The sequence below is a fragment of the Synechococcus sp. UW69 genome, from assembly GCF_900474185.1.
Classification (GTDB): Bacteria; Cyanobacteriota; Cyanobacteriia; order PCC-6307; family Cyanobiaceae; genus Parasynechococcus.
In genome coordinates this window covers 214,896-227,636 of sequence record NZ_UCNW01000011.1, presented here as the reverse complement: position 1 = coordinate 227,636, position 12,741 = coordinate 214,896, and the positions used below count along the sequence as shown (strand labels likewise).

General features: G+C 58.6%; 14 protein-coding genes and 1 pseudogene. 8 read left to right on the top strand and 7 right to left on the bottom strand.

Annotation, left to right across the window (positions count from 1 at the left end; translation table 11 throughout):
• Nucleotides 1-5: 5 nt before the first annotated feature.
• Nucleotides 6-1,310: pseudogene (locus tag DXY29_RS12115) on the bottom strand (flavin monoamine oxidase family protein).
• Between the two features lie 390 nt (nt 1,311-1,700).
• Between DXY29_RS12115 and DXY29_RS12110 the strand changes: the two are divergent.
• Nucleotides 1,701-2,432, top strand: a complete 732-nt coding sequence (locus tag DXY29_RS12110; RefSeq protein WP_115025390.1) for an AhpC/TSA family protein — start codon at nt 1,701-1,703, stop codon at nt 2,430-2,432.
• 2 nt (nt 2,433-2,434) lie between these two features.
• Here DXY29_RS12110 and DXY29_RS12105 read toward each other — a convergent pair whose 3' ends face one another.
• Nucleotides 2,435-2,974: a rhomboid family intramembrane serine protease gene (locus DXY29_RS12105; protein WP_115025389.1), complete on the bottom strand. Its 540-nt coding sequence runs from the start codon at nt 2,972-2,974 to the stop codon at nt 2,435-2,437.
• Nucleotides 2,975-3,018: 44 nt separating this feature from the next.
• On the opposite strand from DXY29_RS12105, the gene DXY29_RS12100 reads away from it, so the two are divergent.
• Together DXY29_RS12100 and DXY29_RS12095 are read left to right on the top strand one after the other, a co-directional pair.
• On the top strand, nt 3,019-4,554 hold the full coding sequence (locus tag DXY29_RS12100; RefSeq protein WP_115025272.1) for an NAD(P)/FAD-dependent oxidoreductase: 1,536 nt from the start codon (nt 3,019-3,021) through the stop codon (nt 4,552-4,554).
• A gap of 43 nt (nt 4,555-4,597) precedes the next feature.
• A complete protein-coding gene (locus DXY29_RS12095) occupies nt 4,598-4,798 on the top strand; it encodes a hypothetical protein (protein WP_115025271.1) in 201 nt (66 codons plus the stop codon).
• 204 nt (nt 4,799-5,002) lie between these two features.
• Here the strand turns inward: DXY29_RS12095 and DXY29_RS12085 are convergent, their stop codons facing one another.
• Entirely contained in the window at nt 5,003-5,257 is a 255-nt protein-coding gene (locus tag DXY29_RS12085; protein WP_115025270.1) for a DUF6737 family protein, read from the bottom strand.
• Complete coding sequence (locus DXY29_RS12080) at nt 5,235-5,837, bottom strand: PCC domain-containing protein (RefSeq protein ID WP_115025269.1); 603 nt, start codon at nt 5,835-5,837, stop codon at nt 5,235-5,237. The genes DXY29_RS12085 and DXY29_RS12080 overlap by 23 nt, the downstream gene beginning before the upstream one ends.
• Before the next feature lie 84 nt (nt 5,838-5,921).
• On the opposite strand from DXY29_RS12080, the gene DXY29_RS12075 reads away from it, so the two are divergent.
• Complete coding sequence (locus tag DXY29_RS12075) at nt 5,922-6,158, top strand: CopG family transcriptional regulator (protein ID WP_115025268.1); 237 nt, start codon at nt 5,922-5,924, stop codon at nt 6,156-6,158.
• Nucleotides 6,159-6,166: 8 nt separating this feature from the next.
• Here DXY29_RS12075 and DXY29_RS12070 read toward each other — a convergent pair whose 3' ends face one another.
• Nucleotides 6,167-7,240 (bottom strand): transporter substrate-binding domain-containing protein, encoded by a 1,074-nt coding sequence (locus DXY29_RS12070; RefSeq protein WP_115025267.1) that lies wholly within the window; start codon nt 7,238-7,240, stop codon nt 6,167-6,169.
• A 356-nt stretch (nt 7,241-7,596) separates the two neighbouring features.
• Here DXY29_RS12070 and pdeM point away from each other — a divergent pair, with 356 nt between their 5' ends.
• The 4 genes from pdeM (at nt 7,597) to DXY29_RS12045 (ending at nt 10,515) form a co-directional block, all read left to right on the top strand.
• Nucleotides 7,597-8,271: a ligase-associated DNA damage response endonuclease PdeM gene (gene pdeM / locus DXY29_RS12060; RefSeq protein WP_115025266.1), complete on the top strand. Its 675-nt coding sequence runs from the start codon at nt 7,597-7,599 to the stop codon at nt 8,269-8,271.
• 71 nt (nt 8,272-8,342) lie between these two features.
• Nucleotides 8,343-9,716, top strand: coding sequence for a hypothetical protein (locus DXY29_RS12055; protein ID WP_244279404.1), 1,374 nt, complete (start codon nt 8,343-8,345; stop codon nt 9,714-9,716).
• Between the two features lie 3 nt (nt 9,717-9,719).
• Complete coding sequence (locus DXY29_RS12050) at nt 9,720-10,289, top strand: 4'-phosphopantetheinyl transferase superfamily protein (RefSeq protein WP_115025264.1); 570 nt, start codon at nt 9,720-9,722, stop codon at nt 10,287-10,289.
• A complete protein-coding gene (locus DXY29_RS12045; protein ID WP_115025263.1) occupies nt 10,282-10,515 on the top strand; it encodes a hypothetical protein in 234 nt (77 codons plus the stop codon). The genes DXY29_RS12050 and DXY29_RS12045 overlap by 8 nt, the downstream gene beginning before the upstream one ends.
• A gap of 911 nt (nt 10,516-11,426) precedes the next feature.
• On the opposite strand, the gene DXY29_RS13610 is transcribed toward DXY29_RS12045, so the two are convergent.
• Nucleotides 11,427-11,588: a hypothetical protein gene (locus tag DXY29_RS13610; RefSeq protein WP_170952225.1), complete on the bottom strand. Its 162-nt coding sequence runs from the start codon at nt 11,586-11,588 to the stop codon at nt 11,427-11,429.
• A 348-nt stretch (nt 11,589-11,936) separates the two neighbouring features.
• A complete protein-coding gene (locus tag DXY29_RS13605; RefSeq protein WP_170952224.1) occupies nt 11,937-12,083 on the bottom strand; it encodes a hypothetical protein in 147 nt (48 codons plus the stop codon).
• Nucleotides 12,084-12,741: the final 658 nt, after the last annotated feature.

Below are 12,741 nucleotides of genomic sequence, written 5' to 3'. Positions count from 1 at the left end.
TGCAGTTAGCCTTGGCCTAACGTTTTCAGAACGGCTATCGCTGTTTGTGATCCACTGGCGATGGCTCCTTCCATGAAGCCCCGCCATCCATCGCCATGGTCTCCGGAGGCAAAGAAGAGGTTGTCTTCTCGGAGGGGAAGAGCTTCGGCGAAGCGCGTCACGGTGCCTGGGCGGTAGTTGCACCAACTGCCCTGAGATAAGGGGTCCGTTCCCCAGGGGTGTCCGAAGGTGCGGATGATCTCGAGCTCAGGCAGGTAAGCATTGAAGATCGATTGCCACTCCTCGACGGATTTATCCAGTGCATCGGGTTCCAAGCTGAAGCCCGCCAGCAGGGATTGATGCTCCCCGCGGTGGTAGGTGAAGCTGCCAATCAGCGCTGAGTCCGCACTGCGAGCCAAGGTCATCACGGCGCCGGGATCGCCTTTTACGACAAAGAAAACCTTGGATCCACCCCCGGCATGTTTGAGGTCAGCTGCTTCTCGTTTAATAGCAGAAAGAGGTGGATTGAAGGAAACCGTATTCATCACATTCATGGGAAGCGTGATGACTCCGGCTCGTCCCTGATAGATGTTCCCCTCACTGGTTTCAACCCTCACGCCATCGGGGCCATGAGTGATCGTTGTTGCATGTGCATTGGTGATGACATCAAAATTTCCATCGCGCACAATGGCGTCCACCAAAGCACCTGTTCCGTTGGCAAACTTGTAGCGTGCAGCTGTGTCTTTGAAGACAACAGTGTTCCACCCGGATAGGGCGTAGCAACGCATCATTTCCACATACGATGCTGAATGAGGTGCAGACATGGAGAGGATCTCAAGGAATCCTCCGATAGAGGCTTGTTGAAGCGGCGTCAGATTGAGTGACGCCAGGCGATCTGCAACGGAGATCGTGTCACGCTCTTGGATGGCTTTCCAGGTGTGATGAGCGTCATAGGGGCGTTCCCAAACCTGGATCGCTTCGGAGAAAAATTGATCAAACCCGTCCATGAATTCGGCAATTTCGTGTTCGCCCAGGGCTTCAATACGATCTCCGCGATGGATGGCGATGTGTTCAGCCACACAGCCGGGAGTCTCCTCAATCTTGAGCCCATACCTTTCCTTTTCAGCCCAGATGAATGGTTGGGTCTAGTGAATCCATGTTCCGCCCAGTTCGACCGTGCAGCCTTCGTCCTCGATGGTGTAGGTGCGGCCGCCAAGGCGATCATTGGCCTCAATGACCACGGTGCGAAGTCCGCGTTGCTGGAGGTCGCGTGCAGCTGTAATGCCAGCAAGTCCGCCACTAATGACGACCACATCCCACTGCTTTGACATTTATAAATTCAAGTTGATGAGTTCGATTCAATCACGCTGTTTCGAAGACGAGTCATCTGTCGTTGAAAACGCGTTCGAATCGGACCAGTGTGATCTGGAGTGATGACCTTGGTTGATTCTCGTGTCTCTGATGCGCGAATGAGACGAATCGATTGCGAACAGACTGGTTCAACCCGTTTCACCTAATTAATGCATTCATTCAGCACAAATCACAGCTCTTTTCGTTGAATTGCCATGCCGTCAATGCTTGGCGGATCTGGAATGGTTTGCTGTCTCTTGAACACCCCCGCCTGCTGCGGGAGGGAATGGTGCTGAACACAATGCTCGCCGATGTTTGCCACGATTCCGTTGACAACAGCCCTTTTTGTCTACCGGGTTGTCGCGACGGCAATGATCCCCATTCAGCCACTGCTTGATCGTCTCGCTGAAATCCCAGGCATGGAAGGCGTCAGCAAGCGTCTTGTTGTTGTGCTCGGCCAGCTGGGTGACTTCGACTCGATCGAATATGCCCAGGCGTTGGTGCCGAGGCTTCCCCAGTTGGCGGCGGCCGGGGTCAAGGTTCAGTTGTTCGGCATTGGCAACGCTGCTGGCGCTGAGCGCTTCGCTGCCTTCACGGCGTTTCCCCTGCAGCAGCTGATCGTGGATTCTTCACCGGTGTTGCATCACTCCCTTGGCTTGGAGTCCGGGCTGCATCTGCCTGGTGGGCCATGGCCTGGTTTTCTGCTGATGTGTGCCGGTGTGGGATCTCCAGGCACCCTGCGTGAGGTGCTGCGTGGTTACACCGGTGATCGCTCAGCTGCCCAGATCTTCGATGACGAGGAGTGGATCGAGGCGTTTCCTCTGCCCCGCTTTCGTGGAGGTCTGTTCCGCCGGGCCGGTGGTGATGGCTTTCAGCGACCTTTTGAACTTGCAACCAAGCGTCTGCGCAACATGAACGAAGTGCTCCGGCACTGGCGCACCTATGTGCCTTGCGATGACTACATCACCCAGCGCGGTGCCACGGTGCTGCTTGATGCTGATGACAGCGTGATTTACAGCCATCGCGATCAAAGTCTGCTGGGTTATTCCGCCACCATGCATCGCCCCCTGGCGTTTCTCGATGCTGTCTTGTCTCACCCCTGACCTCAATCGGCAGAGGGCTCGCGATACATCGCTAGAGCGGCCACCAATCCGCCGATGAAGCCTGCACTGTGGCCGATCCAGCTCACGCCGGCGGCTGAAACGCCGGGGATCAAGGCGATCAGGGCTGAGCCGTAGAGCCAAAACGCCACAAGCCCCAGGACGATGGACAGGATGCGACGTTCAAGCCAGCCGATCAGCAGCAGGTAGCCCAGGAGCCCATAGACCACCCCGGAGAGACCATGACTCCGTGTGGGCCAGAACAGGGCGACCGGAATGTTGATCACCAGCACGGAAAGCCAGACGCTCAGGTAATCGCGTATTCCCCTGCTGAGGACCAGCCAGCTCAGGGGCAGAAAGGCCAGGCTGTTGGAGATGAGATGTCCAAAACCAGCGTGACTGATGGGGGAGGTCAGGACCCCCCACCAGGGTTGATCCGGTCCCATTGGCAGATTCCACTGCCCCGCAAAGATCAGCTGGTCGATCAGCTCCTGACCCCAGGCCACCGTCAGGATCAGCACGGGAAGCAGTAGTCGATTGCGCATCGTCTTGCGCCAATGACCACAATGATGACGCGCGTGCTTCATGGATGCTCAAAAGAGACGTCGACATCCTTGTGATCGGTAGCGGCATCGGCGGATTATGTGCCGCTGGCCTCTGTGCCCGCGCTGGTCGCGACGTGCTGGTGCTGGAGTCCCATCACCAACCGGGTGGGGCCGCCCATGGGTTTCAACGCCAGGGTTATCACTTTGAATCCGGTCCATCCCTCTGGAGTGGTCTGGGTCGCTGGCCCAGCAGCAATCCATTGGCTCAGGTGCTGCGCGCTTTAGGCCAGACCTTGGAGGTGATCCCTTATCGAACCTGGGATGTGCTGTTGCCGGAAGGTGATCTGCGCATCGCCGTGGGGCATGACGATTTTGAGGCTGTGGTTCGCGGCCTGCGCGGTCCCGAGGTGGCCGCGGAATGGCGGCGTTTTGTCGAAGCCCTTCGGCCGATTGCTGCCGCCGCAGATGCCCTGCCCCTGCTGGCCCTGCGACCCGGGGTGGATGGCATGGCGCAATTGCTGAAGCGCGGCGGGCGCTTGTTGCCGCACCTCACGGCGATGCGTCATCTCTCCGGTTCCTTCGGCCCCCTGGTCGATCGTCACCTCACCGATCCCTTCCTGCGCCATTGGGTGGATCTCCTCTCCTTCCTGATCAGTGGCATGCCGATGGGAGACACCAATGCGGCTGCCATGGCCACGCTGTTCGGCGAGTGGTTCGAACCGGAGGCCCATCTCGACTACCCCGTTGGTGGAAGTGCTGCGGTGGTTGAGGCCTTGGTGGGTGGATTGAAGGCCCATGGGGGCAACTTGCACACGGGTGTGGCTGTGCAACAGCTGCAGGTGGAGGGGGACCGCGTCGTGGGTGCGACGCTGGCGGATGGAACGTCGATCGCGGCGCGGCAGGTGATCTGCAATGCCGATATCTGGTCCACCCTTGCGCTGCTGCCGGACTCCGTCGCGCCGAAGTGGCAGCGTCAACGCCAGGCGACGCCGGCCTGCAATGGCTTTCTACATCTGCATTTGGGCTTTGATGCCACGGGGCTGGAGGATCTGCCGATCCACACCGTCTGGGTTGATGACTGGGAGCGTGGGATCGACGCCGAACGCAATGCCGTGGTGTTGTCCATCCCGTCGGTGTTGGATCCTTCCATGGCTCCGCCGGGTCGCCATGTGCTGCATGCCTACACCCCGGCCAGCGAGCCGTGGGAGCTCTGGGCTGATCTGGAGCGCGACAGTGAGGCGTATCAGCGGATGAAACAGGAGCGATGCGCTGTGTTCTGGCGCGTGCTGGAACGACGTATCCCCGACATTCGCGACCGCTGCGAGTTGATCATGGAGGGAACGCCGCTGACCCACAGCCATTTCCTCAATGTGCATCAAGGCAGTTATGGCCCTTCGCTTTCAGCCGCTGCAGGGTTGTTCCCTGGGGTGTCGACGCCCCTTGCCAATTTCTGGCTTTGTGGGGCCAGCACCTTCCCCGGCATAGGAATCCCTCCCGTCGCGGCGAGTGGTGCCATGGCGGCCCATGCCGTTCTCGGTCGGGAGACGCAGAACCGTCTGCTGCGAGAGCTGGAGCTTTGAAACAGCTGCGTCATAACCTCCCTTCGGAACGTCCTCTCAGTCCATGAATTCCAACGCTCGGATTGATTCGCTTCAGCTGATGCTGACCGATCTGCGCATGCGCAACGAGCCGATCCGTCACAAGGCGGCGTTTCGTGGCTGCCAACCGGAATTCCAGGCGTTGGTCAGCCGTTTAATTGAACAGCTGGAGGGAGAACTGCTCGAGGAGAAGCAGCGTTCCCGCGCAGCGTCACGCCAGGCGTGACGGCCTCCGGTGTGCCCTCTTAGGGGGAAGCGGCTGAGGACGTCCTTGTCCTGCGAGGGCTAATAGGACCCCTGTTTCAGTTCAAAAATCACGCTTTCTGCGTCTAGGGCCACCAGGGTGTGGAACTGATCTTCTGCGTCCTCAAAGCCTCTGCGGCAACCCGTGCGAACAGCTGCTGGTCGATGCAGCGAAAGGCTGAAGACCTCATCCGTGCGGTTCCGCAGCGGATCGGTAGGCGGCCGGGACGAGCACCAGAAACAGCAGCCACCAGGCCAACACGCCCAGGGCCAGGGGAAGGCTGATCCACAGGCGATGCAGGAGTCCCCAGGACCCGCCAACCACCAGCACCCCTGTGGAGACGATGGACCAAGGCTGGCACCACCAGGGTTTCAGAGACCAGAACGGCGGCTGCTCCGGGGGTGGCTGTTCCGGCGGTTCAGCGGAGGGCGTCGAGTTCACCGGCGGCTTGCATGGCGGCGAGGTTGTCGTAGCCACCAATCACGGATCCGTCGATGAACACCTGGGGGAAGGTGGTCATTCCACTGCGTTGTTGCACGGCCTGGAAGGCTGCGTCGTCGTTGACGGTGGTGACGGTGTGCGGCAGGTCCAGGGTTCTCAGGATGCGTAGGGCACGGCTGCACCAGGGGCATCCGGGAAGAACGGCGATCTCCAGCCGTGGTGTCGAGGATTGCGGCGCAGGGCTGCCTTCGCGTTGCTCAATCACACCAATGAGCAGGTCGACGCCTTTCTGCACGATGGTCCCTGGCTCCAGGTGGCCTCCCCAGACCTGGCAGGCCCCATCCGACAGGCTCAGGTGCAGATGAACGCCCTCAGGGGAGAAGGTCCCATTGAGGGTGATGACTTCGAGGTCGCCCTCCAGCACGGTGGGGTCGGCTTGGCCGGGGCATTGAAACGACGCCTTGGTGAGGTTGCCGACCACTCCGAGAACAAAGCCGCTGATGCCGTCCCGCTGGGCCAGCTCTTCAAGGCTGAGGCGCAGATCACTGCCGGGAGCAAGCTTCAGCGGCAGGGAATGCATGGCGCCTCAAAAGGGTGCTCAAGATTACGCAATCCTGTTTCACACGATATTGTGCTTATATTGAGTGAATATGTTCACGTTATCGTGTCCCTCCTTCAAGACCTGGTTCAGGAGTTGCAGCAGCGGATCGAGGGTCAGGCCATGGCCCCAAGCACGGCTGCGGTGGCGGATGCGGCTGGTTCGGAGCGCATCAATGTCACCCTGCCTCGGGGGGTGATGGATGACCTCAAGCGGCATGCTCTCGCCGAGGGGCGCAGTTGTGGAAATTTGGCCGCTTATCTGCTGGAAGAGGCCCTGCGTCGTCATCGTCCGCTGGGCTAAGCAAAGGATCAATCCAGAAACTTGTTGGCGATGTTCTCTGCCTCTCCACTTTGTTGAAGCTTCAAAATCGACACACCCATGGGCGTCCGCAGCGGGCTCGTTGGCTTGAGCACGAATCCGTAGGTTTCGTCCGACACGTTGAATGGTGCCAAACGCACCGCAAGATCCGGGTTGTTTTTGAGGTGATAGCGGATCGAGTGTCGATCGAAGATCAAGGCATCGGCCTTGCGTGACATCACCAACTGAACGGCGCTGGCGAGGTTGGGAGCTGGGACAACGCGCATCTCCCGGTTTTCCGCTAATTCCATTCCATCGGTGCCTTCAACGACGGCGACCCGTCGGTTGCTGAGCTGTTGAGGACTGTCGATCGCTGTTTCTGTGGCGCCTGAGAGAAACAACGTGAACGCCGACGCGAGGCTGGCGGTCAGGGAGGACACCGCAATCAGCGAGATCACCATCCAGGCTCCCGTGATGCCACGGCCGGTGCGCGTTACGGGCGCTTTGTCGCCATAGCCCACCGTCGTCAAGGTCACCAGGGCAAACCACATGCCGCTGCTGATGCCGGGAAGCCAGTCGCGGGGAAACTGTTCACTGTTCTTCTGCCGCTCGGCCATCCAGATCAGGCTGCCAACCACAAACAGCACGCTGATCAGCACCAAAACCGAGGAGATCACGGCCCAGCCGAAGAACACCTGAACGCGACTGAAAATGGAGGGTGTTTTGAGGGGAAGAAGGATGCCCTCCTTGCTAAGGAAGTAGGGCTGGGTGAAGTCAATCCCTGGGATGGCAAGTCGGCGGGAGGTGATGCTGATCGGGCCGACGAGCACGTCGATGCTTCCGTCGTCCACCGCTTCAATACCGGCTTTGGGCGTCGGTTGCTGAATCAGCTTGTAGCTGATGTTGTTGTCTTCGGCGACGCGCCTCCAGATTTCGAGGCTGATGCCGCTGAAGTGACTTCCGTCCTTGATCACGAAAGGAGGTGAGCCACTGATCCCAACCTTCAGCTGCTCGGCCTGCGCTGGAACTGCGCTGCTGATGCAGGCGAGCGCTAGTACGAAGGACCAGCGTCGAAGGGTTGGCATCAGCGCTGTTCCAATCGACGCACGATCACGGCCATTGCAGCCAGGGAACCCGCTAGCGCGATCAGCAGGGCAATGGTCATCGAAGGCTTAGGGATGGAGTGGTGCAGTCAGATTGGCATCTCTGGCTCCGAGTAACCAGTCGGCAACTTCCATCCTCAGGGCATAAGCACATTCGTAACGGCCCGCCTCCTCCAGAACCCTTAACCGTTGTTCGAGTGTTCGAAGAGTTGAAATCGCGAGCTGGTGTGGACCCTCGCTTCGCGCCACAATGAGTCTCCCTGAGGTCTCCAAAGCTTGAGGCACGACGTCGGGAATCAGATGCAGCCAGCGCTACAGATCCGACATCTGAACCATTCATGACCCCATTGGAGTGGGCCTGGGGCAAGAGCTCCCTGACGTTTTTGCCCCAGCGGGCGTTATGGCGGGCTGAGGGTCGTGAGCTGTTCGTGGCCGATCTGCATCTCGGCAAAGCCGAGGTGTTCCAGGCCCATGGCGTTCCCATGCCCAGTGACGGTGATCAAGGAACCCTGAATCCACTGCTGGCCCTGTGTCACGCCTGGGCGCCTGAGCGATTGTTTGTTCTGGGTGATCTGGTGCACGCCCGGATTGGCATCACAGCTCCGCTGCGGGACACGTTGTTGGCATTGCCTGATCTCTGTGGTTGTCCGGTTGTGCTGATCGGTGGGAACCATGATTGCGGTAGCTGGATTGAAGGCATGCCCCAGCAGCCATCACAGCGGCTTGGCAATTTCTGGTTAAGTCATGCCCCTGAACGGGTTCCGGAGCCAGGTTTGTTGAATGTGTGTGGCCATTTGCATCCCATGACCCGGCTTCGCAGCCGTTCTGATCAGTTGCGTTTGCCCTGCTTCGCCTTTGATCCGGATGGTCCGCGTCTTGTAATTCCCGCTTTCGGACAGTTGACGGGAGGCCATGACTGCGGCGACCGTTACCGGCAATGGCTGGTTGCTGACGGCTCCATCATTCCTTGGTTCGAACAACTCCCCCACCACCGAGAGCGAAGGATCGCGTGACTCAGCCTGCTGAGTTGCGGATCCGACCCAAGCGGAGCAGGCAGCTCCGCAAGAGATGGCTGCTGCTGGCGATGCCGTTCGTAGTTTTTGGCGGCTTGATCGCTCTGGCGCCTGTCGCTCCCGAGCGCTCCGATCGCGGTGCCCGGGATGTCAGCCCTGCTCAACAGAGACGGCTGGATGCTGAGCCTTTCAGCTACATCCCAGACGACGAGGTCTACGCCCTAGATCTCGATCCAAGACGGGTGCGGTTCGGGTTGCTGGAGGGCTGGGATCGTGAACAGGACGCTTACGAGGACAGCGCTGCTCTGGCCTATGTCTCAGGCCCCATGTATGAGCGCCATGTGGACAATGCTGGCCGTGAGATCACTGTGCCTCTAGGCGATCTCAAATTCGGTAGCAAGGTCTGGCGTGGGCGGAACCGCACGGCCTCACGGCAGCGTGCCTATGTCGGCATCCGCCATGACGGCAGCATTGATTTCGGCTATGGGGAGCTGACCGATACCCGCAGCCAGACCTACGACACCTTCATCGGTGGCCTCCACAGTCTCTACAACGACCTCGAGGCGCCACCCGAGAGCTACAAGGGGGCTTACAGCATCAGCATGGGCCAGCGAATCCGTTACTACCTCCCGCGGATCCGCATGGTGATGGGACTGCGGCAGGACGGTCGCATGGAAGTGTTGATGAGCCGTGACGGTCTGACCCTCGAACAGAGCAAGGAGCTGGCCCATCGCAGGGGCTACCTCGCGGCTTACATGCCGGATCATGCGTCGAAGAGTCGGTTCATCATTCCTGGGGTCAAAGGATTCACCGAAGAGGACGCGAACTGGATCAGTGGTGGGGCGACCAGCTTTGTGCATGTGCCCTACATGCTGCGGTTGAGCCCGCGCCAGATCCCTCTGCAGGGCAACCTGATCGCTGGTCTGACGCCAAAACTGGTGATGGATGAGGCCTGCAATGGCCCTGCCGACTGTGTGTCGTCCTTCGGTAACCATCTCGCTGATCGCGCCCTGGCGGGGTTGAACAGGGTGATGGAACAGGGTGTCGAACCCTTGGCCAGGATGATTTGGGGACCATCAACCCCCATCAAGCCTGGGGCCCCTGCCGATGCCGGCGACGCTGGGGTTGATGTGGATCGAGCTCCTTTGCGGGAACCCCCCATCACGGCGGATCCGTTGGTCTTGCGGGAGCAGCCTGCCTTGATTCGGGAGCTGGAACCTGCCGAGCCCGATCCGGATGACAGTTGGATCGAGCCGCAGCCTTTCGCGCCGTTACCCCCCGATCTGCCGCCGCCGATCGTCCTCGATGAGCCCACGGCCAATCCCGCAGAGGTTCTCCTGGCGGAGCCTGCGGATGCACTGACCTCTGATCTCCTTCAGGAGGCGCCGCCGCCACCTGATCTACCGCCCCTCCCGCCGGTGCCCCTATCGGTTGAGCAGGATTGAGTTTTGGAAACCGAGTGGTCCTGGTGGCCCATTCCCGGCACGCAACGGCGGGTCTTGGTGGCGCGTCTGCCCCAGCCCTCGACGCGAGCCGTGCAGCGGGCGTTGAGTGACACACTCACCTGCCGGCTGTTCGCCGATGCAGGACACGTCGTTGCTGTGGATGACATCGGCCGCACGATCTACGGAAAGCCCCAGGTGCGTGATCACCCCTTGCACCACAGCATTTCCAACACCAGGTCACTCACCATCGGGGTGTTGGGGCCCGGTCCGATTGGCGTTGATGTGGAAGTGCTGGACCGGCCTTTGCGCGTGGCGCCCGATCTCCTGACGCAACGTCTGTTTGCCTCTGCCGCTGAAGCAACGGACTGTTTGGAGCATTGGACGCTGATTCAGGCCTGGACGGCGAAGGAAGCCGTGTTGAAGGCAGCGGGGCTGGGGCTCGCTGGAGGCCTCGCCAACGTGAGGATTGCGCCGGACGGGGCCGCGGCACGGCTCCATGGCTTGCGCTATTCGCTCAGCCTGTTGAAGCAGGAGGGCTTCAGCGTTGCTGTCGCAGAGTGCATCCGTGGCTAGAGGAAGGGATGGAGCATCGGAAAGCAGCGTGGTAACTCGACTTCAGCAACGTCTCGCCGAGGCCAACAATTTTCAGAAAGCGTTGATCACGTCCCTTCTCGCTTGGGTGGCCCTGGGAGTTTGGAGCTATCTCATCGTCGTCCCCATCCTGTCGGCCGTGGCATTTCTTTGGCTTGGGGTGACCGGCTGGCTCGTCTGGCGGATCTGGCGCAAACCAGCCTCCTGAAGCTAAGAAATGAGGTTCAACAACTTATAATTCTGGACGATTTTTGGTTCGGGTTCGGTGGAATTCACGGTAGTGATTCTGAGTGAGCACGTCGGCTCATATCCACAAATTATTTGGACTGAGTGGAAAGATCGCAATCGCAAGCAGATGAAAAGTCAGGGAGATCTCTGGTCGATGGCAACACTTTCTGGAGCCACAATCTGGGATTGTTTGGAGAGTAATCAAATTAATCGCCTCCATCTCGTTCAATGGAAGCCTGCCGAGGATTCGATGTATCAGGTCAGCCTTCCGCGCAGGTGAAGTCTCTGTTGGAGTTGCAACCCCTGCGGCTCATCAGCCGTTGGCTGGCTTCGTGAGCTTGTAGATGTTCAAGGCAAAGAGGGCCATTCCAAAGCTGCCGAACAGGACGAGCAGGTCTTGGGTGCTGACAGCCATGGCTCTCGTTACAAAACTATGTTGACTAATGTAACGGAGGCGCAGGGATGCGTCGTCTAGTCGTTCCTAGGGGGCCGTGGGCGGTCCTCTTTTTTATGACCTACCCCTTTGGTGCCACGAAGACAGACCTCGAGAAAGCTTTTCGCCTCCCAGACGCCCCTTCCTCTGGGGAAACTCAGGACCATGAGCCTGCTGCCCTGTCTGAGTCAGAGTTGGCAGTCGTTTTGCACGAACACCCAGGCGTCTGAAAGTCGTATTAATGAGCTGTGTGCATCAGGAATGAGCTCAAACAAACTTCGCCCTTCTTGAGTGCACGCCTCTGAACTGCATCGGGGCTTATGAACCGCTGATTCAATCTGTGGGCTGATTGTGGGCAGATTTTGATCCCAGCGTGATTGTTGATGGCATGCAGGTGCCATCTCGTACGCGTGGGCGAGCTTGGTCAGCCGGTGTCGGTTGATGTGTGGTCTAGAAGTTCACGAGGAGAAGCGGTTGAATTTTTTCCTCTTGATGACACAGCCGGCAATGCCGCAAATCACTTCGTGCGTCTCGTCGCTGCGTTGGATGTCGGTTGGTTTGTCAACAGGTGCAAGGCGTTTGCCGATCCTGCGAGCTTCCTTGAGCCACTGAAATGTCATCTGGTCAAAAGCCAAGAGGTGGACAGTAAAAAGGCAAGGTCCCACCCCTGCCTCTCCTTCTCACGACGCATGAGGAAGACCTATGAGCTACCTCAACTCCACTGTCGACCGATTTGATGCAAAAGAAATCGGTTCAACAGCTCATTGTCAAAGGGTCGTCAGCCAGTGCGCTCTTTCGGGTCGCTGACGGGTGGTTGTTGATGTGCTTTCTTCTTGTTTTTTTGGTGGCAACCAAGCAAAAGAACATTCGTATCGCCTCTGGTTTCTCCTGCGCTTCACTGGGTTTACATACCTGATTGGAGAGCTACATCGTTCGCGATGTCTGCTCTTTCCAGTCGTCTTTGGCTTCTAGGCCGGGGTAAACCAGGAGCAGCACGTTCCAACGCGGTAGGCCAGGAGGATGAAGACCCCGATGGCTGCTGTGCTGAACGAAATTCCCATGGCTAGCTGACGGTTCTTCTCTTCAGCGGCCAAGTCGAATTGGGATTCGTTCAATGAAGATCTTCTATTGAGGGGAAGCGTAGGTCATTTTGTATCGGTCGCGACACTTTTGAGTGGAAATACTGATGAACGTTGGCGCCCGATCTGGCAGGGCTTTGAGTCTGCGCCGTGTCGTTGCGTGGAAAGCTCGCCGTTCGTAGGGCTGAGTTTTGAACAGCAAGGTTGGTTTTAGAGGGGACAGCCCCTTTGCATGCGCTCCATAGGCCAATGCAATGCCTTCACTCAATACCCCGGGTTAACCCCAAGAAAGTCACGTCTCCGCGCGGTTGATGCACCTGACGGGAACGAACGCAGGCGAGCAGGATGCTCGACTCGCTTCCGCTTTGATTCTGTGGGCTGAAATATCGATGGTCTCAAGCCGCCACATCGACATCCTCGTAGCCCAAGAAATTCACCACTTTCCTCTCCTGTCTTGAGGCAAGTGCTTCTTCTGCTAACCGAATGAGCTGTTGCTCTCTTGCTTTGATAGCGGTTTGCCACCTCCTCTTCGGCTTCTGATTGACAATCATGATCGAGCCCCTGGGCGGCAGGTACTTAGCTGGATTCATTCGAATCGCTTGGACGATGGAGATTAAGGATCTATTTCTTCTCGAATCGATTGTTTACATACTTGTTTAAGTAGGTTCGTGGTGATACCTAACTTTGGTATCTC

Coding starts and splice junctions, on each gene's coding strand:
- pdeM (WP_115025266.1), top strand. CDS start 7,597: ATGACCCCATTGGAGTGGGCCTGGGGCAAGAGCTCCCTGACGTTTTTG.
- DXY29_RS12070 (WP_115025267.1), bottom strand. CDS start 7,240: ATGCCAACCCTTCGACGCTGGTCCTTCGTACTAGCGCTCGCCTGCATC.
- DXY29_RS12095 (WP_115025271.1), top strand. CDS start 4,598: ATGAATTCCAACGCTCGGATTGATTCGCTTCAGCTGATGCTGACCGAT.
- DXY29_RS13610 (WP_170952225.1), bottom strand. CDS start 11,588: ATGACATTTCAGTGGCTCAAGGAAGCTCGCAGGATCGGCAAACGCCTT.
- DXY29_RS12110 (WP_115025390.1), top strand. CDS start 1,701: ATGATCCCCATTCAGCCACTGCTTGATCGTCTCGCTGAAATCCCAGGC.
- DXY29_RS12100 (WP_115025272.1), top strand. CDS start 3,019: ATGCTCAAAAGAGACGTCGACATCCTTGTGATCGGTAGCGGCATCGGC.
- DXY29_RS12105 (WP_115025389.1), bottom strand. CDS start 2,974: ATGCGCAATCGACTACTGCTTCCCGTGCTGATCCTGACGGTGGCCTGG.
- DXY29_RS12055 (WP_244279404.1), top strand. CDS start 8,343: ATGCCGTTCGTAGTTTTTGGCGGCTTGATCGCTCTGGCGCCTGTCGCT.
- DXY29_RS12080 (WP_115025269.1), bottom strand. CDS start 5,837: ATGCATTCCCTGCCGCTGAAGCTTGCTCCCGGCAGTGATCTGCGCCTC.